The sequence below is a fragment of the Rhodococcus sp. NPDC056516 genome, assembly GCF_042794655.1.
In the GTDB taxonomy this organism is placed as follows: Bacteria; Actinomycetota; Actinomycetes; order Mycobacteriales; family Mycobacteriaceae; genus Rhodococcus_F.
The window spans coordinates 880,348-903,108 of the sequence record NZ_JBHTTG010000001.1 but is presented as its reverse complement, the minus strand read 5'-3'; the positions used below and the strand labels follow the sequence as shown (position 1 = coordinate 903,108).

At 62.0% G+C, this 22,761-nt stretch carries 21 protein-coding genes; 5 read left to right on the top strand and 16 right to left on the bottom strand.

The window, feature by feature from the left end:
• Nucleotide 1 precedes the first annotated feature (1 nt).
• Complete coding sequence (locus tag ACFQ6Y_RS04340; protein WP_378629407.1) at nt 2–451, bottom strand: helix-turn-helix transcriptional regulator; 450 nt, start codon at nt 449–451, stop codon at nt 2–4.
• 113 nt (nt 452–564) lie between these two features.
• Between ACFQ6Y_RS04340 and ACFQ6Y_RS04335 the strand changes: the two genes are divergently transcribed.
• Nucleotides 565–2,523 carry a M13 family metallopeptidase gene (locus ACFQ6Y_RS04335; protein WP_378629404.1) on the top strand — a complete coding sequence of 653 codons (1,959 nt, stop codon included), beginning with the start codon at nt 565–567 and terminating at the stop codon, nt 2,521–2,523.
• A gap of 68 nt (nt 2,524–2,591) precedes the next feature.
• On the opposite strand, the gene ACFQ6Y_RS04330 is transcribed toward ACFQ6Y_RS04335, so the two are convergent.
• From ACFQ6Y_RS04330 to ACFQ6Y_RS04270, 13 genes are all read right to left on the bottom strand, one after another.
• Nucleotides 2,592–2,918, bottom strand: a complete 327-nt coding sequence (locus ACFQ6Y_RS04330; RefSeq protein ID WP_003940244.1) for a YnfA family protein — start codon at nt 2,916–2,918, stop codon at nt 2,592–2,594.
• 16 nt (nt 2,919–2,934) lie between these two features.
• On the bottom strand, nt 2,935–4,020 hold the full coding sequence (locus ACFQ6Y_RS04325; RefSeq protein ID WP_378629400.1) for an ABC transporter ATP-binding protein: 1,086 nt from the start codon (nt 4,018–4,020) through the stop codon (nt 2,935–2,937).
• A 15-nt stretch (nt 4,021–4,035) separates the two neighbouring features.
• Nucleotides 4,036–5,367, bottom strand: coding sequence for an ABC transporter substrate-binding protein (locus tag ACFQ6Y_RS04320; protein ID WP_283302725.1), 1,332 nt, complete (start codon nt 5,365–5,367; stop codon nt 4,036–4,038).
• Nucleotides 5,368–5,404: 37 nt separating this feature from the next.
• Complete coding sequence (locus tag ACFQ6Y_RS04315; protein WP_378531745.1) at nt 5,405–6,307, bottom strand: carbohydrate ABC transporter permease; 903 nt, start codon at nt 6,305–6,307, stop codon at nt 5,405–5,407.
• Nucleotides 6,304–7,278: a carbohydrate ABC transporter permease gene (locus ACFQ6Y_RS04310; protein WP_378446692.1), complete on the bottom strand. Its 975-nt coding sequence runs from the start codon at nt 7,276–7,278 to the stop codon at nt 6,304–6,306. The genes ACFQ6Y_RS04315 and ACFQ6Y_RS04310 overlap by 4 nt, the downstream gene beginning before the upstream one ends.
• 74 nt (nt 7,279–7,352) lie before the next feature.
• A complete protein-coding gene (locus ACFQ6Y_RS04305) occupies nt 7,353–8,276 on the bottom strand; it encodes an Ig-like domain-containing protein (protein WP_378446693.1) in 924 nt (307 codons plus the stop codon).
• Nucleotides 8,277–8,492: 216 nt separating this feature from the next.
• Entirely contained in the window at nt 8,493–10,175 is a 1,683-nt protein-coding gene (locus tag ACFQ6Y_RS04300) for an FAD-dependent oxidoreductase (protein WP_378629393.1), read from the bottom strand.
• Nucleotides 10,176–10,256: 81 nt separating this feature from the next.
• Complete coding sequence (locus tag ACFQ6Y_RS04295) at nt 10,257–11,138, bottom strand: hypothetical protein (protein WP_378629389.1); 882 nt, start codon at nt 11,136–11,138, stop codon at nt 10,257–10,259.
• 10 nt (nt 11,139–11,148) lie between these two features.
• Complete coding sequence (locus tag ACFQ6Y_RS04290) at nt 11,149–11,367, bottom strand: dodecin (protein WP_003939815.1); 219 nt, start codon at nt 11,365–11,367, stop codon at nt 11,149–11,151.
• Between the two features lie 15 nt (nt 11,368–11,382).
• Nucleotides 11,383–12,594 (bottom strand): serine hydrolase domain-containing protein, encoded by a 1,212-nt coding sequence (locus ACFQ6Y_RS04285; RefSeq protein WP_378446696.1) that lies wholly within the window; start codon nt 12,592–12,594, stop codon nt 11,383–11,385.
• Between the two features lie 108 nt (nt 12,595–12,702).
• A complete protein-coding gene (locus ACFQ6Y_RS04280) occupies nt 12,703–13,254 on the bottom strand; it encodes a DUF6764 family protein (protein WP_378629386.1) in 552 nt (183 codons plus the stop codon).
• A gap of 58 nt (nt 13,255–13,312) precedes the next feature.
• Nucleotides 13,313–14,353 (bottom strand): non-homologous end-joining DNA ligase, encoded by a 1,041-nt coding sequence (gene ligD / locus ACFQ6Y_RS04275; protein WP_378629382.1) that lies wholly within the window; start codon nt 14,351–14,353, stop codon nt 13,313–13,315.
• A complete protein-coding gene (locus ACFQ6Y_RS04270; protein ID WP_378629377.1) occupies nt 14,353–15,399 on the bottom strand; it encodes an ATP-dependent DNA ligase in 1,047 nt (348 codons plus the stop codon). The genes ligD and ACFQ6Y_RS04270 overlap by 1 nt, the downstream gene beginning before the upstream one ends.
• A gap of 109 nt (nt 15,400–15,508) precedes the next feature.
• Here ACFQ6Y_RS04270 and ACFQ6Y_RS04265 point away from each other — a divergent pair, with 109 nt between their 5' ends.
• The gene (locus tag ACFQ6Y_RS04265; protein WP_007731384.1) at nt 15,509–16,126 is read left to right on the top strand and encodes a hypothetical protein; all 618 of its coding nucleotides are present in this window, start codon (nt 15,509–15,511) and stop codon (nt 16,124–16,126) included.
• 87 nt (nt 16,127–16,213) lie between these two features.
• On the opposite strand, the gene ACFQ6Y_RS04260 is transcribed toward ACFQ6Y_RS04265, so the two are convergent.
• Entirely contained in the window at nt 16,214–17,365 is a 1,152-nt protein-coding gene (locus tag ACFQ6Y_RS04260; RefSeq protein WP_007731382.1) for a magnesium and cobalt transport protein CorA, read from the bottom strand.
• A gap of 313 nt (nt 17,366–17,678) precedes the next feature.
• The gene (locus ACFQ6Y_RS04255) at nt 17,679–18,296 is read right to left on the bottom strand and encodes a TetR/AcrR family transcriptional regulator (protein WP_378531732.1); all 618 of its coding nucleotides are present in this window, start codon (nt 18,294–18,296) and stop codon (nt 17,679–17,681) included.
• A 100-nt stretch (nt 18,297–18,396) separates the two neighbouring features.
• On the opposite strand from ACFQ6Y_RS04255, the gene ACFQ6Y_RS04250 reads away from it, so the two are divergent.
• From ACFQ6Y_RS04250 to ACFQ6Y_RS04240, 3 genes are all read left to right on the top strand, one after another.
• Nucleotides 18,397–19,311 carry an SDR family NAD(P)-dependent oxidoreductase gene (locus tag ACFQ6Y_RS04250; protein WP_378531730.1) on the top strand — a complete coding sequence of 305 codons (915 nt, stop codon included), beginning with the start codon at nt 18,397–18,399 and terminating at the stop codon, nt 19,309–19,311.
• 49 nt (nt 19,312–19,360) lie between these two features.
• The gene (locus tag ACFQ6Y_RS04245) at nt 19,361–20,962 is read left to right on the top strand and encodes a PucR family transcriptional regulator (protein ID WP_378531728.1); all 1,602 of its coding nucleotides are present in this window, start codon (nt 19,361–19,363) and stop codon (nt 20,960–20,962) included.
• 145 nt (nt 20,963–21,107) lie between these two features.
• Complete coding sequence (locus tag ACFQ6Y_RS04240; RefSeq protein WP_378531726.1) at nt 21,108–22,706, top strand: ABC transporter substrate-binding protein; 1,599 nt, start codon at nt 21,108–21,110, stop codon at nt 22,704–22,706.
• Nucleotides 22,707–22,761 lie beyond the last annotated feature (55 nt).

Genomic DNA, 22,761 nt, shown 5'->3' with positions numbered 1-22,761 from the left:
ATCACGTTAATTGCGGTTGTGGGGTCTGCGCTTCTCGATTCCTGATCGGTCTGGTGACTTGTTTCGACACACAGGACGGCATTCCGGCCGTCGACTGCTCGGCCTCGCGCCGATAGACACTGGGCGGAACCCCCACCAATTCGGTGAACTTACTGCTGAAAGTGCCGAGAGAGCTGCAACCGACCTCGAAGCAGACGTCCGTGACACTGAGGTCTCCGCGCCGCAGCAACGCCATCGCTCGCTCGATTCGCCTGGTCATCAAGTAGGCGTACGGAGGTTCGCCGTACGCCTGGCGGAATTGACGACTGAGATGCCCCGCAGACATGTTCGCTCCCCGCGCGAGCGCCTCCACGTCCAGAGGTCGTGCGTACTCGCGGTCGATACGGTCACGAACGCGTCGTAGTCGCGCGAGGTCCTGCAGGTGCGGATCTGCGGCAGGTCTGCTGGTCACGTAATCGATCGTGCCATGCCATACCGACGTTGCCCAGCGCAATAGTTGAACTGGGGCTCGGAGCGATCATGCACACACCGAGCAGTTCGTCATGATCGTGTAAGGATGGAGAAATGACCACGGCTCATCGCTCAGGCATCGACCTCACCCACCTCGACGGCGACACACGGGCGCAGGACGATCTGTTCGTCCACGTCAACGGAAAATGGCTTGCCGAATACGAGATTCCGGCAGACCGCGCCGTCGATGGGGCGTTCCGCACGCTCTATGACAAGGCCGAAGAAGACGTACAAACCATCATCACCGAAGCTGCGGAGTCCAACTCCGCCGCTGGTACCGATGCTCAGCGCATCGGTGACCTGTACTCGAGCTTCATGGACGCCGATTCCGTGGAAGCAGCTGGTCTGAACCCGATCGACGACGAGCTCGACGCCGTCGCCGATGCGCCGGACCGGTCGTCGCTCGCCACCGTGATCGGACGCCACCAGCGCGTCGGCGTCGGTGGCGCCATCTCTCACTACGTCGACACCGACGCCAAGAACTCCGAGCGATACCTGATTCACTTCAGCCAGTCGGGCATCAGCCTGCCCGACGAGTCGTACTACCGCGAGGACAATTACGCGGAAATCCGCGAGAAGTACGTCGCGCACATCGACAAGATGTTCACCCTCGCCGGCGTCGGGTACGACGCACAGCGTGTGTTCGAACTCGAGAAGAAGATCGCGGCCGGGCACTGGGACGTCGTCAAGCGTCGTGACGCAGATCTGAGCTACAACCTCGTGGGCTTCGAGGAACTGACCGAGCAGAACCCCGGGTTGGACTGGGCGGCGTGGTTGTCGGGTCTCGGCGCCGATTCGGAGAAGTTCGCCGAGATCGTCGTCCGTCAGCCGGACTTCCTGCACACCTTCACCGCTCTGTGGGCGTCGGAGTCACTCGACGACTGGAAGGCGTGGGCGGCGTGGAAGGTGCTTCATGCCCGCTCCCCTTACCTGCATTCGGCCCTGGTCGACGAAACCTTTGCGTTCTACGGCACCACGCTGTCCGGGACCGAAGAAAACCGTGAGCGCTGGAAGCGCGGGGTCAGCCTGGTTCAGGATCTGCTCGGAGAGGCCGTCGGCAAGCTCTACGTCGATCGGCACTTCCCCGCCGAGGCCAAGACCCGGATGCTGGAACTGGTCGCAAACCTGCAGGAGGCGTACCGCCGCAACATCTCCGACCTCGAGTGGATGAGCCCGCAGACGCGTGAGGCCGCATTGGCCAAGCTCGAGAAGTTCACTCCGAAGATCGGTTACCCCGACAAGTGGCGGGACTACGCCGGTCTCGAGATCTCGGCTACCGACCTGGTGGGCAACTACCGTCGTGGATACGCCGCCGAGTACGACCGTGACCTGGCCAAGCTGGGCGGCCCCGTCGACCGTGACGAGTGGTTCATGACACCGCAGACCGTCAACGCCTACTACAACCCGGGCATGAACGAAATCGTTTTCCCCGCAGCCATTCTCCAGCCGCCGTTCTTCGACGCGGCAGCCGACGACGCTGCCAACTACGGCGGCATCGGCGCAGTCATCGGACACGAGATCGGTCACGGCTTCGACGATCAGGGCGCGAAGTACGACGGCGACGGCAACATGGTCGACTGGTGGACCGACGAGGATCGCAGCGAATTCGGCAAGCGCACAAAGGCTCTCATCGAGCAGTACAACGATTTCGAGCCGAAGGAACTGCCAGGCCACCACGTCAACGGCGAGTTCACGATCGGCGAGAACATCGGCGACCTCGGCGGACTGTCGATCGCGATCGCGGCGTACAAGATCGCAACCGAAGGTACCGAACCGCCGGTCATCGACGGACTCACCGGCTTGCAGCGCGTGTTCTTCGGTTGGGCGCAGGTGTGGCGCACCAAGGCTCGGGAGGCCGAAGCGCTTCGCCGCCTGGCCGTCGACCCGCACTCGCCGCCGGAGTTCCGGTGCAACGGCGTCGTCCGCAACCTCGACACGTTCCACGAGGAGTTTGACGTCAAGCCCGGTGACGCACTGTATTTGGAGCCGGAGAAGCGTGTGAAGATCTGGTAAGTGGGGCAAGCCCCTGTGCGCGCTTAAGGACCCCCTGGACTCCCTGAGCGCGCACGGGGCCGAAGGCCCTACCGGGCGTACATGATCACCCCGACACCGACCAGACAGATCAGCGCACCGGCGATGTCGAAGCGATCCGGGCGAAATCCGTCCATCACCACTGCCCAGAGCAGCGACCCCGCAACGAAGATGCCGCCGTACGCGGCGAGGATACGGCCGAAGTTGGCATCAGGTTGCATGGTCGCGACCAGGCCGTAGAGGCCGAGCGAGATGACGCCCAGCCCTACCCAGATCCAACCCTTGTGCTCGCGAATTCCCTGCCACACCAACCACGCGCCCCCAATTTCGAGCAGCGCGGCGAGAACGAACAACAGCAGCGAACGTGCGACGGTCATGCCGCACACAGTATCGCTACAGACGGACCCCGGTCTCCGCGGAGAAGAAGTACACCTCACCTGCTTTGGGCAGCAGGTGAAGCGACTCTCCTGGTGTCACGGACATCTTCCGGTCGACGCGGATGACAATCCGTCCGGATCGGCTCTGCCACTGGCAATCCGGCGACCCCTTCGCGTACACGAACGATTCGGCGCCCAACTCTTCGAGCAGGTCGGCATCCACGGCCAGCGAGCCCCTTCGCCACGCTCCCACCAGATCCCACGACTCCGGGCGAACTCCCACGACGACCCGTTCCCGCTCGGACGCCCCGGTGGGCAGCGGTATCCGTAGATCACCGAGCACTGCGACGGTGCCCTCGACCGGCGCTTCGATCAAGTTCATGCCCGGCGACCCGATGAAGGCGGCCACAAAAGTGTTGACGGGGTTGTCGTAGAGTTCGCGCGGCTTCGCCACCTGCTGCAAGCGACCGTCCAGCATGACCGCCACCCGGTCTCCCATCGTCATCGCTTCCACCTGATCGTGGGTGACGTAGACCGTTGTGGTGCCGAGCCGACGTTGCAGGGCGGCGATCTGTGACCGCGTACTGACGCGCAGTTTGGCATCCAGATTGCTGAGCGGCTCATCCATGCAGAACACCTTGGGATGGCGAACGATGGCCCTACCCATGGCAACTCGCTGACGTTGCCCGCCCGACAGCTTTGCCGGTTTACGTCCGAGGAGCGGTTCGAGTTCGAGCATCCGTGCTGCCTCGAGTACCCGTTCCCGTCGCTCGGCCTTTCCTACTCCCGCGTTCTGGAGCGCGAAACCCATGTTCTGTTCGACGGTCATGTTCGGGTACAGCGCGTAACTCTGAAACACCATGGCGACGTCACGTGCTCGCGGAGCGAGGTGCGTGACGTCCGTGCCGCCGATCTCGATCCGGCCGTCCGACGCGGATTCGAGACCGGCGAGCATTCGCAGGCTGGTGGACTTACCGCAACCGGAAGGTCCTACGAGTACCAGGAACTCACCGTCGGCGATGTCGAGGTCGAGACGGTCGACTGCCGGTCGATCGGTTCCTTCGTAGCGGTGCGTTACTCCCGCGAATTGCACGTTGGCCATGAGTGTTCTCTCCTACTACTTCGGCAGCTTGGGGGTGATCTGCCGGTCGATGATCTGCTGCAGCTGGGTCGCGACGCCGGCGAATGTCGATGCGACGTCGGCCTTCTGGAGAGCGATCTGTTCGAGTCCGGTACCGATGATCTGATCTCCACCCGGCACGAACACGCGTGCGTAGTCCTGCGAGCGCGTGCGCGCAAGCTGATCCACTGCGGTTCGGGAGTTGGGGTTCGCGTCGAGGAACGCCTTCATGCTCGGCTCCGACGTTGCCGACTTGCGGACCGGCATGTAGCCGACGTTCTGCGAGAAGTACGCCGTGTTCTCGCCATTGGTGATGAAGTCGATGAACTTGAGCGCGTTCTTCTTCCGCTGATCGGAGATCTTGGACGGGATGGCGAGCCCGGCGCCGCCGGTGGGGCAACCGGGAGTTCCGTCCACGGCGGGGAGGAAAGCGGTGCCGAAGTCGAAGTTCGCAGTCTTCTTGATGCCGGACAGATCACCCGTCGACGCAATGGTCGACGCCAGAATGCCGGTACCGAATTCGTTGGCGATGTCGGTGGAGACCGCGGCGTACTTCTTGTCGTGAATCATGCTGGAGAGGAACTGCCCTGCGGCAATGGTCTTCTCGTTGTCGAGCTGCAGATTCCACTGGTCGGAGTACGAGCCGCCGAACGTCCAGATGGGGCCTTCGTAGGTCCAGCCGAGGTAATCCTTCGCGTTGCCCCACCCGTGTGCCAACTTGCCATTGCCCACGACCTTCTGCAGCTCAGGTCCCCACTCGTCGAACTCCTGCCACGTCGCGGGCCCACGGTCGGGAAGGCCGGCCTGCGACCAGACCGCCTTGTTGTAGTAGAACAACGGCGTCGACCGAGCGTAGGGAAGCGCATAGTGCTTACCCTGGAAAAGGTAGTCGGCGAGCAGCGAATCGACGTAGTCGGCCGAGTCGACGCCCACCTCGGAGAAGAGTCCGTCGAGCGGCTCGATTGCCCCGGCCAGTGCATAGTTGAACCACCAGACATCCGACAGCACAACCACATCGGGAACATCTCCGCCGGAGAGTGCAGCGTTGAACTTCTGTGCCACCTCTTCGTAGTTCTTGCCACCGTCCACCAAGTTGACCTTCAGGTCCGGGTACTTGGTCTGGAAGCGGTTGATCAGTTCCTTCTCCACGTCGGTGGACTTACCCGGGTGGTTCGACCAGAAGGTGATGGTGTTGGAATCACCCGCAGCACCGGATGTTCCCGCAGCATCAGCGCTCGACCCCCCGGAACCCGCGCACGCGGTCAGTGCGGCGCCGGCGGCGATTGCTCCGCCGAGGCTCAAGAAACCACGCCTGTTCATGTTTGCCATTACTGCTCCTCGAAAAAGAAATGTGACGGGAAAGCTGTCAGCCCTTGACCGCACCGGAGGTGAGGCCCTTGATCATGTGTCGTTGCAGCAGAAGGAAAATCACCAGGATCGGTAGCATCGTCAGCACCGTTCCTGCCATGACCGGACCCCAGTTGGTGAGTCCGTCGTTGTTCTGCAGTTGGGTCAATCCGATCGGCAGCGGCGCTACCGAGGAATCGTCGGACATGAGGAACGGCCACAGGTACTCGTTCCATTCGTTCACCACCGTGATGATGCCGAACGCCACCATCGTCGGCCCCGACACGGGAAGCACCACGCGCCAGAGCAGTCGCCAGTGGCCGGCGCCGTCCATCCGCGCCGCCTCGATGATCTCCGAAGGGATCGAGAGGAAATGGTTGCGCATGAGGAACGTACCGAAGGCTACACCCGCGAGCGGAACTATGATGCCCTGGAACGTGTTACGCCATCCCCACTCTGCCACGAGCGCGTAGTTCGAGATCACGGTGATCTGGTTCGGAACCATCAACGCTGCGATGATGCCGAGAAAGACGAAGTTTTTCCCCGGGAAGCGCAGGAACACCAATCCGTAGGCACTGAGCGTCCCCAGAACGAACTTCGCCGCGGACAGGATCGTCGTGATCACTATCGAGTTTCGCAGAAACATCCAGAACGGAACCGATGTCGTTGCTTCGGAATAGTTTTCGGGATGCAACGACGACGGCCACCACGTTGCCGGCTGGGTGTAGATCTCCGGTCGCTCCTTGAACGAAGTCATCACGATCCAGTACAGCGGCAGGACGATGATGACCAAGGCGATCACCATTGCCGCGTAGCCGAGGATCTTGACGCCGACCTCACGCCGATCCACGTTCCTGCGGTCCGGGCCCGGCCGGACGACGGAAGTCGGAGCAGCGCTTTTCTTTTCCTCTACCGCTGTCATTTCTCTTCTCCCCGATCCATGGCACGAACCTGGTAGACGGTGATGATCAGCAGGATCAAGAACATGATGGTGGCAACCGTCGCGCCGTAGCCCGCCCGGAAGTTTCGGAACGTCTCGTTGTAAACCTGGTAGACCATCGTCGTCGTCCCCGTCCCCAGCGGGCCACCTCGGGTCATGACGTTGATGATGTCGAAGACCTGGAGCGAGTTGAGCATGACGGTGATGGAGAGAAAGAACGTCGTCGGGCGCAACTGAGGCAGGAGCACGCGGCGGAACTTTGTCCACGGCTTGGCGCCGTCGATTTCAGCGGCTTCGTTCAACTCTTGCCGAACTCCCTGCAGCGCAGCGAGATAAATGACGAACGTGTACCCGAGGTTCTTCCACATGTACGTCACCGTCACCATGAACAGTGCCCAGTGGGGATCCTGATAGAAGTCGGGCGATTGGAGTCCGACGCGGTGCAGGAGATCCTGGATCAATCCGAAGTTGGGGTCGAAGACGAACTGAAACGCCACACCGATCGCTGCACCGGAGATCACAAAGGGAGCGAAGATTGCCGATCGGACCAGGTTTCGTCCGACGAGTTTGCGATCGAGCAGCATGGCCAACGCCAAGCCGATGACCATCGAACCCACGACGGTGACCAACGTGAATACCACTGTGTTGGTGACGATCTGCCAGGTGTCGCTTCGTCCGAACCACTCGCGGTAGTTACTCAGACCGATGAACGTCGCCTTCGGGTCCGCAATGTTCCAGTCGAAGAACGAAAGTCGGATGTTGTCGACCAACGGACGATAGGTGAACAAGATCAGCAACGCGAGATTGGGACCTACCAAGAGCGCAAAGAGCGCGTAGTCACGCCATGGTCTGCCCCACAGACCTGGCTTGCCTGAAGTGGGCAGCGTTCTTTCCGGACTCGATCTCACTGAGGCAGTCTGACCGCCCGCAAAGAATGAATGGTGAACGTACAAGACACTCGAGCTGAACGCGACACGAAAAAGGCCCTGCGCGAATACTTCTCGCGCAGGGCCTTCGTCGACGAGGTCTAGCGGTTCCAGTCACCCAATCCGTCAGCGCCGCTGAGGACTCCACCTGCGGTGTTCTGCACGATCACCGGGTCGCCCTTGCCTGCGTTCTCGAAGAACCACTTGGCATTCTCGGTGCTGACATTGAGGCAGCCGTGGCTGACGTTGGTGAAACCTTGTTGCGCAACCGACCACGGAGCAGCATGGACGAAGATGCCGCTGTAGGAGATTCGTGTCGCGTACTCGACGTAGGTGCGGTAGCCCTCCGGAGAATCGATCGGAACGCCGTACGTGGACGAATCCATGTACATGTCACGCAGCTGCTCGCCGACGATGTACGTGCCGTTCGGTGTTTCGTGTCCCGGCTTGCCGAACGACGTCGGCATGGTGCGCACCACCTCGCCGTTGCGGGTGACGGTGACCTGCTTGGTGTTGTCGTCCGCGACGGTGACGAGTGCGTCACCGATGTTGAACGTGGAGTGCGAATCACCGGCGTCGACGGTCACGGAGATGTTCGCCGGCCAGAACTGTGCCGGCTTCCAACGGACCTGACTGTTGTTGATCCAGTAGAAGTTGCCCTCGACCGGCGGATTGGTGGTCACACGAATAGCGCGTTCTGCCGTGGCACGGTCATCGACGGCCTCGTTGAAACGAATGATGATCGGCTGCGCGATGCCGACGGTCTCGCCCGCGGACGGGTTGAGCGACGGCGCGGAGAAGTTGGGTGCACCGATGGGCGCCTGAATCGGCGTACCCGGGATGCCCGGAACCGGAATTGCCGGGTCGAGGTACGGAACGCCGGGGATCACGGGCAACGGAATGTCGGGTCCACCGGGAAAGAGAGGAACAGCCGCGGAAGGTCCGGCGAGTGCGAGGCCGGCAGCCACCGCTCCGACGATTGCCACGGCAACCCGCGACGTCCGACGACCCTGTTTGCTGCCCATGTCACTACCTTCGCTCGACTGACCACGTACTCACGTGGATCGTGCGCGGCCGGCATCGATACCCGCCTGGTACCGATGCCGATGCACCATTCGGACGCACCCGCCGGGCGCACACCTACACACCCGAGCACGCCGAAGAGAGCAAACCGCACATTTCCATAGTCATTAACACACAAATGCGGCAATCGAGCAATTCGGATGTTCGCCCAACCGTTGCTATCCCTCGCTGCGGGCAGCGGCCAACATGGATTCGATGGAGATGAGTTTGGTTCGCGGGCGTCCGGCCGCGGCACCGGATGCGCGTTCTGCCTTGTCGATACGCTGCCAACCCTGATAGTCCACCTGATCCGGCGACCTGTCTGCCAGCAGAACCTGCAACTTGTCGGCATCCTCGGTGGGAGCGGCAAGGCGTCCACCTGCGAAGTCGTCGAAGATCATCGAAACGGTCTCCGCGGAGCAGTACTTATTGGTGCCGATCACGCCCGTCGGTCCACGCTTGATCCAACCCGCGACGTAGACACCCGGGATCGGTGTGCCGGTCTCGGTGTCGATCACTCGGCCGTTCTCGTTGGGGATCACGCCGCGAGCGTCGTCGAAGGGCAAGTCGGTCATCGGCGTACCGCGGTATCCCACGGATCGAAGCACCAGCGAAGTGTCGATCGTCTCCTCGGTTTCGGTGGGTCGGGCGGAGAGCTGACCGGTCGGCGTTGCAACCAGCTCGTTTTTCACGATGCGCACCTGAGAGACCGCGTCGTCACCGAGGATCTCGACGGGAGAGGTGAGGAACCGCAGAACAATCCTCTTGCGAGACGGATCGGCAGTACGTGAAGCAAATTCTTGCGCCTGCTTGACCTTGAACAACACGGACGGCTCGGCAGCATCACTGTCCACGAATGCCTGACTGGCCTCGTCGAGTTCGGACTCGATCGGGTCGACCAACACGTCCACGTCCGCCATCTGTCCGAGTGCCAACAGTTCGGGGTTGGTGTACGCGGCCTGTGCCGGCCCGCGACGTCCGAGAATGACGACCTCACGAATCTTGCTGTTGCGCAGCGCTTCCAATGCATGCTCGGCGAGGTCCGTTTTCGCAAGCTTGTCGGGGTCGGTCACCAGGATTCGCGCGACGTCGAGTGCGACGTTGCCGTTTCCGACGATCACCGCTCGCTCTCCGGAGAGGTCGAAAGTTCGGTCGGCATATCCAGGGTGGCCGTTGTACCAGGCGACGAACTCCGTGGCTGCGTGACTTCCCGGCAGATCCTCACCCGGGATCTCGAGCTTGCGGTCCCCCGCCGCACCCACCGCGTAGATCACCGCATGGTGATGGTCCAAGAGTTCGGAGTGCGAGATGTGCGCGCCCACCTCGACGTTGAAGTGGCAGCGCACGGTCTTCTTCGCGACCACGGCACGGAACTGGTCGGTGACGCCTTTAGTTCCGGGATGATCCGGAGCCACACCGGCACGCACCAATCCGTAGGGAGTGGGAAGTCGATCGAACATGTCGACCTCAACGCGAGGCTTGCCGGTCAATTCCATCGCCGCGTAGCAGGCGGCCGGGCCGGATCCGACGATCGCCACTTTCAGCGTTCCCAGTTCGGGATCGATCTTGGCCATCGTGATCGGCTCGGGCCAATCCGGGCCCATCGGATGCTTCTCGAAGTACGACGCGTTCATCTGCAGATACGGCGCGTCGTCCTCGTCGAGTTCGTTGTCCGGAAAAATTGCCTCAACAGGGCATTCGTCCACGCAGGCACCACAATCGATGCAGGTGTCCGGGTCGATGTAGAGCATTTCGGTGGTCGCGAACGGAGCTTCGTCCGGTGTCGGATGAATGCAATTGACCGGACACACGTCAACACACGAGGCGTCGTTGCAGCACGGCTGCGTGATCACATACGCCATGACATTCCCCTATCCCTGAAACACGAAGCTCGAACTGGTTCCCAGACTATAACGTGTTCCAATTTGGCGCGAGAATCGTTTTCAGATCACGCCATTGCGCTTCAGCAGCCACACCGCCTGCACGGTGGCGTGACCTCGCCATTCCAGTGCAGCGGCGGGCGAGTAGCTGTCGAAATCCACCGCCCATCCGCCGTCATCACGTTGTCGCGCAGCGAGCGCGGACACTTCGGACTCGATCACCGATGCATCGAACAACGTGCGGGTCGGACCACCTGGAAGCGGTGAGAAATCGAGTGGCCGCATGAATTCGCCCTCCGCTCCGCCGTCCACGCGAACCAAGCCGTCAGCTGGTATCCGCGAACCAAGAGCGGTCACCAATGACGACGCTTCGGGGTTGCTCCGGTGAACCGCGTCGAGAAACTGCAACGCAAAGGCCAACTCGAGGGCATGCAGAGACTCCGCCCCGTCGATCGAGTCGAGGCAATATCGAACGGCAGAGACGAACCACGGATGTTCGGCGACAGCCTCGTCGAATTCTGCGACGCTGGCCGCTGCAGCACACACGATGCTGGTGATCTGCAACGACGGCGCAGTCGGATCCGCGCTCACCCAGAAGGGCGCACAACCGGCCGGGTCGGCGATCGGGAAGGCGAACGGCAAACCGCCGCCGGCCAGCGAATTCGCCTGCAACCAATCGCACAGTTCGACGGCTCTGCGCGTCGGCGTTCCGATGTCGGCAAAAGCTTCGAAGGCATGCAGCGCTCCGCCAGGTTGGCTGGTTGCCGAGCGGAGATCAGGTTCGAGTCCCCAGCCGTACCCACCGTCCGGGTTGCGATAGCTGTCCACAGCCGCCAATGCCGCAGTCCGGTCACCCTGTCCGAGAATCAGATTCAGTCGATGCCGATCGAGCGTCCTGGCGTGTCCTGCCATGAACCCGACGGCCGCCGTGAGGTCAACGCTCAACAAGGACGGCTCAAGATTCGTCGCCGTCGAGTCGGAAGCCGACCTTCAACGTGACCTGGAAGTGCGCTACGGCGCCGTTCTCGATGTGCCCGCGGGTTTCCACCACTTCGAACCATTCGAGGTTGCGGACCGTCTCGTTCGCCCGGGCGATGGCGGTGCGAATTGCCGCGTCACTGCTCTCGGTGGACGAGCCGACGATCTCGGTCACCCGGTACACGTTGCTGCTCATGGCATTCCCTTCGTGTCAGATTCGACGAACCAACTCCTGCGCCTCGGCACCGAGCCTCGCAAGGCGAAGATCACCGAGAGCTGTCACAGCACTACCCAACCTGTTGGTGGTGAAACCGAGTGAGAGCCCGCTGGACAGGTCCGCGTACGCGCCCGAACCGCCGACTCCGTAGTGGCCGATCGCATTACGCGGCTGCCGACGCGCGGCGATGATCGGCGGGTGGTAACCGAGAGTCCAGTTGGGCCGCACCGCAAGGACGTAGTCACGATCGCGAGTCTGAATCGTCGACATCTGGTCGATGGTCGATTCCTTCAGGAACCGCTTCCCGTCGATCACGCCGCCGTTCGCGATGGCGCCGTACATCTTCGCGAGAGCACGTGCGCTGAACACTCCGTTCCAGCCCGGCATCACGGCGTCGTGGACAGCGGGGTTGCGCACCATGACGTCGAAACCGTCCGGCATCGCGGCCTCCGCAAGTCCGCGAGTCGGACCGACGTGTGAGAGCACGGTCGAAGCGAAGGCCCAGTTCAGGCCCGCAGGATTGATATGTGGGAACAGCTTCGCGATACGTGGACGCTCGGTTTCGGGTACGCGATACCAGAATTCGTCGACTCCGAGAGGCTTCGCAATTTCGGCCTGCACTACGTCGATGAACGACTGACCGGACACCCGGGCGACAAGTTCGGCCACCAACCAGCCATAGGTCACAGCGTGATAGCCAGGGCCTCGGAGCCGACGCGGATCAGGCTTCTCGGCGGCCAAGGCAGCCACGACCGCGTCGTAGTCCATGAGGTCGAGTGGATGCGGCATGAGGCCGCGCACTCGATGAAGGCCCGCCCGATGCGACATCAGTTCGCGGACGGTGATCTTGTCCTTGCCTGCCGCCGCGAATTCGGGCCAGTACTGAGCAACCGGAGCGTCGTAGTCGATGAGTCCTCGTTCGGCGAGCCGATGGACGACAGTGCTGGCGACGCCTTTGCCGGTCGAGAACGACAGCGACACCGTGTCGTGGTCCCAGCGCCGATCGCGATCGGCATTGCCGGCCCAGATATCGAGCACTTTCTCGCCGCCCAGGTACACGACGAGCGCGCCGCCACCTTGTTGTGGTTGGCGGTACATCGCGAAGAAGCGGTCTGCCAAAGGAAGGAATCGCCGGTCCACGTACAGCTCGGTGCGCGAAGGCACCTCCACCCGGGCGAGCGAACCCCGTCGTGCATTGGGAGTCATCGCGTCCTCCGATCCCCACTGATCAAGTTGCCCGGTCACCCGATCGGTGACAGGAGCTTGACACCATTGTGACCACTGTCACGCACGAGGCTCAGGGCCGGGGTGCCCTCACGGGGTGACCCACGTCGAAGTGCCGTCACTGAAACATCCCTGACCTGTGGCGATGTTGAAAACAAGGGTGGGGCCGCCCGAGCAGATCGCCCCGACGTCCGCGTCACCCACCGCCGCTCTGCCGCCGGGCCCGCTGAGCACCACGGCAAAAGGCGAGGAGTCGGTGCGGCCGAGTGCCAGCGAACCCGGACCGTACGCAACGGCGGCAAGTAGACCACCGCGCGACTCCGCCGCCGCGACTCCGCCGAAGAGTCCCACGCCCGCCGACCGGCCACCGTCTCGCGAATCCGCGACGCCGACGCCGTCGCCCTCCACGTGTGAAATCGCGTAGCTGGAGGGATCTGCCACCGCTCGGCACGCAGACGCCCCCTCGACGATCGTCTGATCTTGGCCGCGCGCCGAACAATCCAACGTCGCAGCTGAGGCCGTTCCGCTACCGAGTGACAATCCGAAGGCGGCAAGAATCATGCCGCCCGCCGCTATACCTACTGCTCGCGTTTTCCGGCGATCCATATCCAACCCCCACAGTGCATTCGACGTGACGTGCATTCGACGTGACCGTACATTCGACGTCTAATCGAATTACCCGATATGTCCGCCTCTGACGCTACCCGTCTTTGTTCTTCCGATCGCGGTCCTTGCTCGGTTGAACACGTTTGGGTTCACCGGGCATTTTGGGATAGTTCGGCGGGTACGGCAGATCGCCCAACCCTGCCGCAAGATCCTTCTCCCACATGTCCAGCAGAACGTCGAGGGCAAAGGCCTTGTCGTGCATCGCTTCCATGGGATCTCCGCGGTCTGCGAGCAGGCCGGGAACCGTGGCGATGGTGCAGTCGTCGGGATGCACGTCGCGCAGTTCGTTCCACGTCACCGGGGTCGACACTGTCGCGATCGGTGTCTTACGGGCGGAGTACGCCGCCGCGATGGTCCGGTCGCGGGCATTCTGATTGAAGTCGATGAAGATTCGCTCCCCGCGCTCTTCCTTCCACCACGCCGTGGTGGCTCGATCGGCACTGCGACGCTCGACCTCACGAGCGAGGGCGATACCCGCGTGACGGACCTCGACGAAATCCCAGCGCGCTTCGAGCGGGATGTAGACGTGAAGGCCTCGGCCACCGGACGTCTTGGGGAATCCCTCCAATCCCAGCTCGTCGAGCAGTGGGCGAAGAACTTCATCCGCGATGGCAACGGCCTCGTCGAATCCGGTCCCCGGTTGCGGATCGAGATCGATGCGGAGTTCGTCCGGGTGATCGGTGTCCGGGCACCGCACGGCCCACGGATGAAACGTGACGGTCCCGAGATTTGCAGCCCACACGATGTTCGCGGCACTGCGCACTCGAAGGACATCGGCCTTGCGACCCGACGGGAACGTGACCTCGCAGGATTCGACGTGCTCTGGCCGCTTTGCCGGCAGACGCTTCTGGTAGACCTCTTCGCCCTCGATGCCGTCGGGGAACCGCTGAAGATGTGTGGGGCGATCTTGGAGTGCTCGCAGCGCTGCACCCTGCAGCGCCACCGTGCGGTAGTACTCGACAAGATGTCGCTTGGTTCCGCCGTCCTCACCCAGCTGCGGATAGTAGATCTTGTCCGGGCTCGACAACCGGACCGCGATCCCGTCGACGTCCAATTCCTCTGCCGGACTCGCCATCACTTACCACCTGCAAGTACATCCGCGAAGTCGTATCGCACCGGAACCTCCAACTGATCGAATGTGCATTCGTCGGGCACCCTGTCCGGACGCCAGCGCAGGAATCGTGCAGCGTGCCGAAAGCGTTCCCCTTCCATCTGGTCGTATGCCACTTCCAGCACCCGCTCCGGACGAAGCGGAATCCACGAGCGGTCTGCAGCAGATCTCCACCGACTGGCCTCGCCTTCGGCCACAACGTCGTCCCCGAGCCGCAGAGGCTCGAGCTCTGCCAGCAACTCGATTCTCCGCGCCGCGGTGAAAGCCGAAGCGCCACCGACCATCTTCAATTCCGAACCGTCGAACAGACCCAGAAGCATCGACCCGATACCTGGCTGACTCTTGTGGGGACGGTAGCCCAGCAGTACGACATCCGCGGTCCTGGCGTGTTTCACCTTGATCATCTCGCGCTTGTTCGGCAGGTACGGCCCCGCCAGCTTCTTGGCGACAACCCCGTCGAGGCCCGCGCCTTCGAAGGTTTCGAACCAGGCCATTGCTTCGGCGCTGTCCGCCGTCGCTGCTGTCACGTGGCAACTCGGTCCGCCGCCGACGGAATCGAGGAGCAGCGCACGCCGCACACCGAAATCCTCGATCGAGACGTCTCTATCCCCGAGCGCAAGTAAATCGAACCCGACAAACTGTGCGGGCGTTTGTTCCGACAACAATGCAACGCGGCTCGCGGCGGGATGAATACGTTCGGACAATGCTTCCCAACTCAGGCGCGTCACACCGTCGATTTCACGGGGAACCACCAGTTCGCCGTCCACGACGCATTTCTCGGGCAATTCAGCTTTGACAGCTTCAACTGCTTCGGGAAAATACCGCGCCAAGTCTTTTCCTCCCCGCGACCCGAGCACCACTTCGTCACCGTCGCGAAAGATGATTGCTCGAAATCCGTCCCATTTCGGCTCGTACGACCACGTCGGATCACCGGACTCGGGCTGAGACGGCACGGTGGCCGCGGCCTTCGCGAGCATCGGGGCAAGCGGCGGCATCAGGGGTAGGTCCACCTACCCATACTGACAGTCCGGTTGGCAATTCGACTACCGATGTATTGGAATAGGTCCCGAACAATCTACGAACCATCAGAATTATCCAAGAATCAACAAAGGGGTCCCTATGTCCGGAATCGTCCGGCGACTTTGCACTGCGGTGATCGCAACTTCTGCAATCGCCGCCTTCACCGTCGGTTGCGGTTCCGACATCGAGCCGAAAGCCATTGCGGAATCTTCGTCCTCGGTTGCCGATTCGACAACTACCTCAGCGGCCCCGACCACCTCGAAGATCACCGGCCAGGAGGGCTCGGACGACGGCGGCGACGTCGACATCGACGTGTCGATCGGTGATTGCGTCAAGCTCGGCGGTACCACGACGGCCGCGGAAATCGACAACGCGGACTGCGGTAGCAAGGATTCCAACTACAAGGTGGTCGCCAAGGTTCCCACCTCTGATCTGTGTGCCTCCGATGTCGACTCGTACTACTACGAGACTCTCGCGGGTGACGAGCAGGGCGCTGTCTGTCTCGACGTCGACTGGGTAGTGGGCGGATGCATGGATCTCGGCAGCGGAATGGACGAGCCTGCCCGCATCGAATGCTCGGATACCAGCGGCACCAATGTCGTCGAGGTCGTCGAAATTCTGCAGAACTCCACGTCGATCGACGAATGCGGTTCGGGGGCAGACTCGGGATTCGAGCACCCGGAACGTAAGTTCACGGTCTGCGTCGCCACGCTCTGATTCGAGCGCCCTCCCGAAAAACACCTGTGCGCCTTGCCAACCGATCTCGTTTGGCAAGGCGCACAGCGCTTTCTGCAACGAGTTTTTCTACAGCCAGCCACGACGTTTGAAGATCGTGTAGAGACTTCCACACGTCAGGAACATCATCGAGAGTGCAAACGGATAGCCCAAGTGCCAGTGCAGTTCCGGCATGTCGTCGAAGTTCATCCCGTACACGGTTCCGATGAGCGTCGGCGCGAAGAGAATTGCCGCCCACGCCGAGACCTTCTTGATCTCCTCGTTCTGCGCGTAGCTTGCCTGCGTCAGATTGCGCATCTCCTCGTTCTGGTTCTGCGACACCAGAGTTGCGTTCACCGTGAGGATGTTTCCGAGCAACTGACGAAATCCGTCGGCCCGCTCCACCACCGTCGTCGCATGGTCTGTGACGTCGCGGAGGTATCGCTGGAGTTCTTCGTCCGTGTGGTACTTGTCGAATCCTGCCGACAACCCACGCAGCATCCCCAGCAGCGGACGAGTCGCCCGCTGGAATTCGATCACCTCACGGGTCAGTTCGTAGATGCGACGCGATACTCCGGGATCGCCACTGAACACTTCGGTTTCGATCTCGTCGATGTCGTTCTGCAGACCGGCCACCACCGGGGCGTACCCGTCGACGACCGCGTCGAGAATGGCGTAGAGAACGGCCTCGGTACCCAATCGCAAGAGGTCGGGATCGTTCTCCATACGAGTTCGCACCGCCGACAGATCCGGCGATTCACTGTGCCGGACCGTCAGAATGAAGTTCGGACCACAGAAGATGTGCAGTTCACCGAATTCGACCCGCTCGGTCTCGTCGCGGTACCGCGCTGCCCGCAGGACCACGAACAGCGTCTTGCCGTAGCGCTCGAGCTTGGGGCGTTGGTGCGCGACAATCGCATCCTCGACCGCCAGTTCATGGAGGTCGAAATGTTGTGCAGCGGCATACAACTGAGCGTCGTCGGGGCGGTACATGCCGATCCACGCCATCGACTGCGAATCCGGAAGGCAGGACAGCGCTTCCGCCAGCGTGGACGGTGACGCTATCCGCTCGCCGTCGCGGTACACGCCACTGTTGACGACGGTCGATTCGACGGGCGCTACTGCCTCGGGCGGGGCGGCCTTGACGACGGTGCGCGCGGCACGCGAGTGTCCGGGATGCGAGTCACCGAGACCCGCAGAACGACGTGGCAGTACCGACCGTGAACGACGAAATTCGCGCATGCTGAACAGCTTTCAAGGGAAGAGTGAACGACGACGCTTGCTTCACAGCAAAGCCGAAGCCGATGAACACACGATGAAGCTGCAGCAAAATACCGGATCAAACCGGGCGGCTACAGCTTCAGTTGGTACTCGGAGGTTGGCCACGCATTACAGCCACACCTCCTCTCCCTGAATTCCTGCGCAAGTCTGCGCACGACGCCAACATGCTACCCCGACTGCCAGGGCTCGACAAACCGCACGACAAACCGAACGCCAAGCCGCAGGACCGCCCGAAACGGCCGAAGGAAACCCGCACGGTGAATGCAGCTTTCAGTCAGCTCGCGGCGCGCAATCCGCCGACCAAGAGTTCGACGATCTGGTCCGCCAACGACTCCGTCTCCGCCAACGTCTGCCCTTCACGCCTTCGGTACCAGAGGTCGATGCCGTTGAGACTGCTGAGGAGTACTTTTGCCGCCATTCGAGGTGAACCCGCACGAATGGAACCATCCGCGACACCTTCGGTCATCACGTCGACGAACAGATTCTCGTAGTCGAGCCGCAGAGAATTCAGTTCCACCAGGACTTGCTGTTGCCTCGGTTTGAGCGCCGAGTTCATCTGGCCCCGGACCCCCTGGTGGATCGTGTGGTGATACCCGAGATGTGTCATGAGATTGACCAGGTGGGCGTGCGACATCGCTTCGAGACGCGCGAGGCCGCTGTCTGCGACGTCCATCCGAGCCTCGACCTCGGCGCGGAGCATGCTCATCCCGCGCTCGTAGATTGCCAGGTAAATGTCGAACTTCGAGCGAAAGTGATAGTAGACAAGACCTTTGGTGGCACCGATCCGATCGGCCAGTAAATCTACAGTCGTGGCCGCGTAACCGTCTTCGGCGAAGGCGTCGGCGGCGCTGGTGATGATCGCGGATCGCACGTCCGGAAAATCACTACTCATTCGACTTCCACTCCCATTCACACTGCCTGCCAGCCCTTGACTGTTTCCACGTTGTCGCATAGTAATACTGAGTAGTATCCCAGATCAGAGAGGTTTTCCAATGTCGTTGGATTTTTCCGGCAAGGTAGCGATCATCACGGGCGCAGGCGGCGGACTCGGCCGTTCACACGCATTGGCCCTCGCGGCACGCGGTGCCCGCGTCGTCGTCAATGACATGGGTGGCTCGGTCAACGGCAGTGGCGGCGCCGATACCGCAGCAGCCAAGGTCGTGGCAGAAATCGTCGAGCTGGGCGGCGAGGCCATCGCGGACCACTGCGACATCACCGATGCCGACGCCGTTGCGGCCATGGTTGCGACGGCCGTGGACAAGTGGGGCCGCGTGGACATCCTCATCAACAACGCCGGAATCCTGCGCGACAAGTCGTTCATCAAGGCCGAGCTCGACGACTTCCGCAAAGTCATCGACGTGCATCTGATGGGTTCCGTCATCTGTTCCAAGGCGGTCTGGCCGCACATGGTCGAACAGAACTACGGACGCATCCTCATGACTACGTCTGCATCGGGAATTTACGGCAACTTCGGCCAGGCGAACTACGGCGCCGCCAAGTCCGGCGTCGTCGGCCTGATGAACGTTCTGTCCATCGAGGGTGAACGCAAGGGCATCCGGGTCAACTCGCTGGCTCCGACCGCCGCAACCCGTATGACCGAAGACCTCCTCGACGAGAAGACTCTCGCTCTGCTTGCACCCGAATCGATTTCACCCGGCGCACTGTTCATGGTCTCCGACGATGCGCCAACCAAGACCATCCTCAGCGCCGGCGCCGGCGTCTTCGCGATCGCTCGCATGGAAGAGTCGCAGGGCGTGTACATCCCCGAAAGCGCACTCTCGCCCGAGGTCGTTGCCGAGCGGTGGGCCGAGATCAGTGACATGACGAATTCCGTTCAGGTACCCGCGGCATTCGATCAGACCCGCCGGTTCGTCGAGAAGGCTGTAGCGGAGCAGCCGACCAACTGAGCAGGGCAACCAGCCAACTGATCGACCATGCTCCCCCTAAGGTGTGGTGGTGACCACACCCACGGGAGTATCGATCGTCGACATCGTCGACAGACTGGGAATGACGTTCCTCAGCGGTGGCGACACCGTCGACGGCGCCCGCACTGTCAGCCGCGTGACCCTGCATGAAGGGTCCGAAGCTACGCAGGACAGTGCGGGCGCCGTCGTGCTCGGTGCAGGTCTCGCCGGCTCGGCCGATATCGCAACGGCGGTAAGAGAATACGGCTCGGCGGGCGCGGTAGCACTGATCGTCAAGGAACCCCTGGACTTCGACGGACTCGTCGAGAAGGCGGTAGCCGACACCGACGTCGCACTCCTCGGAATGGTCAAGGATGCGAGCTGGCTGCAAAGCGCGTCGTTGATCAACGAGATCCTCGAATCCGGCAACAACGGGGACCGCACGACGGCCGCCGATGCCGACCTGTTCGATCTCGCCAACTCGATCGCTCAGGTGATGAACGGCCCCGTCACCATCGAGAACCAGTCGAGCCGGATCCTCGCGTTCTCGGCGGATCAAGCTTTCGGCGACGAGGCACGCAAACAGAGTGTCCTCGGACATCAAGTGCCGCAGCACTATTCCGACCGCCTCAGGTCCATGGGGTACTTCAACAAGATCTACGGCTCGGCCCTTCCGGTCTTTCTACCGGGAATCGGGCCGGGCATCAGGCCCCGAGTCGGCATGCGAATACATGCGGCATCTCAAATCCTCGGTTCGATCTGGGTGATCCTGGACGAGGAGCCGAACGAATTGCAGGTCAAAACGCTCGTCGAGGCTGCGGGCGTGGCCGCCATGAGTTTGCTTCGCGCCAAACTGGCCGCGGATTCGGCACGACGGCTGAGGCTGGGTGAGGTGATCACACTACTCAGTGGCGGCACTTCGGCCAAGGAAGCGGCCGAGCGACTGGGCTACGGTCGTTCGAAGGCAACCGTGCTGGCGGCCGGCTTCCGTGGCGGCGCCGGCGCGTCGTTGGAGGCCGAAGCCGACGTCGATCAACTGGCCCTGACACTCAATACCTATCTCCACCAGGTATTTCCGCTGTCGGTGGCGGCAGCGATCGGCGGTACCGTCTACGCCGTCATCCCCCACACGCGGCACCAGACCGACGACGACTACGTGCGCCGGATCGCGTCGGAGTTCGCAGACCGTTCCCGTTCGGAGAAGTCGGTGGTCATCGGAATCGGCGCAACGGTGGCCGACGTGATGACGCTGGAGAAGTCACGCGACGAAGCCGACCGAGCGCTTCGCGTTCTGAGATCGACGTGGAATTCCTCGGGCCGGACCGTCGCGCGCGCAGACGACGTGCAGATCAATTCCCTTCTTCTGCGCCTATCCGACGCCCTGGCGGACGAGAACGAGACCGCGTCGGGTCCACTCGCCGTGCTAGGTGAATACGACCGCACGCACGACATCAACCTCGTCGACACTCTCCGCGCCTGGCTCGACACGTTCGGCGACATTCCGGCGGCTGCCTCCTTGGTTCACATCCACGTCAACACGTTCCGGTACCGCCTCAAGAAGCTCGCCGGAATCGCCGGCATCGATCTCGACGACCCCGAGACCCGATTCAGCCTGATGCTTCAGATTCGTCTCTTCTATCCGGCGACGTCGTAGCGATCTACCAAATCTCACGGAACCTTCGTAGATTCGGACGATGCTCTCCTTCTTTCGTTGGGTGAAGATTCATGCAATCGTCTTTTGCTCCCCACTCGAGAGATCACGCGTCGCTCGGGTCGGGACTTCATCTTCCGGAGGCACCATGAAACAACGGTCCTACGCACTACTGGCTGCAGCAACCGGCACCGTTCTAGCTCTGACCGCGTGCTCGTCGGGCGGATCGTCGGGTTCGGGCGGTAGTGAGCCCCTCACCGACGGCACCTTCAAATTTGCACTCGTGGCCGACCCCGGCGCTCTGAATCCGCTGATGACTGCCGCTTCACCGGCACACTCACTGGCACGTCTGAGCTACGACTATCTGCTCAACCCAGATCCCGATACCGGCGTCACCAAGCCGTGGTTGGCCGAAAAATGGGAAGAGACAACTACTTCCGCGTCGTTCACCATTCGCGATGGCGTCACCTGTACGGACGGATCCGCCCTGACGGCACAGACTGTCGCAGACAACGTCAACTTCATCACCAACGCCGCAAACAAATCCGCTCTCCGCGGGGTGTACGCACCGGCAACGGCGAGCGCCACCGCCGACCTGGCAACACGGACAGTGACGGTTACAACTCCGGAGCCCTCTCCCTTCCTGCTCCTCAATCTGGCGCGGATTCCGATCATGTGCGAGGCGGGGTTGAAGGATCCGACGGCGGCAAACAAGACGACCATCGGATCGGGCATGTTCCAAATGACGGAGGCCGTGGCAAACGATCACTACTCGTACGTCCGGCGCGACGGATACAACTGGGGACCTGACGACACCACCTCCGACACTGCCGGAGTGCCCAAGAATGTCGTCGCGTCCATCGTGGCCAATACGAGTACGTCTGCGAATCAGCTGTTGTCCGGTGATCTGAATGCCGCCGCCGTCTCCGGCGCCGATCAGGACCGGTTGAATGCCGCGAACCTGAACACGGTCAAGCAGCCAGCTCCGGCGGGCGAGATGTTCTTCAATCACAGCCCGGGTAATCCGACCAGCGATCCGGCCGTGCGCAAAGCCCTTGTCCAGGCGCTCAATCTCGACGACCTCGCCGAGATCTTCACCGCCGGCCGCGGAACCCGGTCTACCACGATGGTGTCCATCGAACCGAGGGCCTGCATCTACGACTCGGTCGCCGGAAACCTGCCGGCCTTCGATACCAGCGCAGCCGCAGCAACTCTCGAATCAGCGGGCTGGAAAATCGGTGCCGACGGTAAGCGCAGCAAGGACGGCACACCGCTCCGACTTCGGATGGTCTACGAAACTTTCGGTGACTCGACCGATGCTGCCGCCGACGTCGCACTCAACGCGTGGAACAATCTGGGCGCAACTGTCGAACTCACCAGCGGAGACTCGAACAAGATCCTCGATGTAGCACTCAGCGGCAAGGACAACACCGCGTGGGATGTTGCGTGGGAGCCGATCAACGTCGCGCTGCCCAGCATGCTCGTACCCTTCCTCTCCGGTCCGGTGCCCGCTGCGGGACTCAATTTCTCGTCGATCTCCAACCCTGCCTACGACGCCGCCGTCGCCAAGGCTTCGGGACTGACCGGCGAGGATGCTTGTGCCGCTTGGGCAGACGCCGAATCGGAGATCATCAAAGCAAACTCAGCGGTACCTTTTGCCGACAAGATCACGACTCTCTACTTCAACAATGCGGGTCTTGCATTCGGCCGTAATTTCACCGGTTCGGCCCTGCGCCTGTACCAGTAGACCGCCCGTAGCGACCGGGGAAATCGTCGTGTTTCGTCGGTCGCTGTCGGGATAC

Coding starts and splice junctions, on each gene's coding strand:
- ACFQ6Y_RS04280 (WP_378629386.1), bottom strand. CDS start 13,254: ATGCACGTCACGTCGAATGCACTGTGGGGGTTGGATATGGATCGCCGG.
- ACFQ6Y_RS04240 (WP_378531726.1), top strand. CDS start 21,108: ATGAAACAACGGTCCTACGCACTACTGGCTGCAGCAACCGGCACCGTT.
- ACFQ6Y_RS04255 (WP_378531732.1), bottom strand. CDS start 18,296: ATGAGTAGTGATTTTCCGGACGTGCGATCCGCGATCATCACCAGCGCC.
- ACFQ6Y_RS04285 (WP_378446696.1), bottom strand. CDS start 12,594: ATGACTCCCAATGCACGACGGGGTTCGCTCGCCCGGGTGGAGGTGCCT.
- ACFQ6Y_RS04305 (WP_378446693.1), bottom strand. CDS start 8,276: ATGGGCAGCAAACAGGGTCGTCGGACGTCGCGGGTTGCCGTGGCAATC.
- ACFQ6Y_RS04320 (WP_283302725.1), bottom strand. CDS start 5,367: ATGGCAAACATGAACAGGCGTGGTTTCTTGAGCCTCGGCGGAGCAATC.
- ACFQ6Y_RS04335 (WP_378629404.1), top strand. CDS start 565: ATGACCACGGCTCATCGCTCAGGCATCGACCTCACCCACCTCGACGGC.
- ACFQ6Y_RS04330 (WP_003940244.1), bottom strand. CDS start 2,918: ATGACCGTCGCACGTTCGCTGCTGTTGTTCGTTCTCGCCGCGCTGCTC.
- ACFQ6Y_RS04325 (WP_378629400.1), bottom strand. CDS start 4,020: ATGGCCAACGTGCAATTCGCGGGAGTAACGCACCGCTACGAAGGAACC.
- ACFQ6Y_RS04300 (WP_378629393.1), bottom strand. CDS start 10,175: ATGGCGTATGTGATCACGCAGCCGTGCTGCAACGACGCCTCGTGTGTT.
- ACFQ6Y_RS04315 (WP_378531745.1), bottom strand. CDS start 6,307: ATGACAGCGGTAGAGGAAAAGAAAAGCGCTGCTCCGACTTCCGTCGTC.
- ACFQ6Y_RS04290 (WP_003939815.1), bottom strand. CDS start 11,367: ATGAGCAGCAACGTGTACCGGGTGACCGAGATCGTCGGCTCGTCCACC.
- ACFQ6Y_RS04250 (WP_378531730.1), top strand. CDS start 18,397: ATGTCGTTGGATTTTTCCGGCAAGGTAGCGATCATCACGGGCGCAGGC.
- ACFQ6Y_RS04260 (WP_007731382.1), bottom strand. CDS start 17,365: ATGCGCGAATTTCGTCGTTCACGGTCGGTACTGCCACGTCGTTCTGCG.
- ligD (WP_378629382.1), bottom strand. CDS start 14,353: ATGGCGAGTCCGGCAGAGGAATTGGACGTCGACGGGATCGCGGTCCGG.
- ACFQ6Y_RS04265 (WP_007731384.1), top strand. CDS start 15,509: ATGTCCGGAATCGTCCGGCGACTTTGCACTGCGGTGATCGCAACTTCT.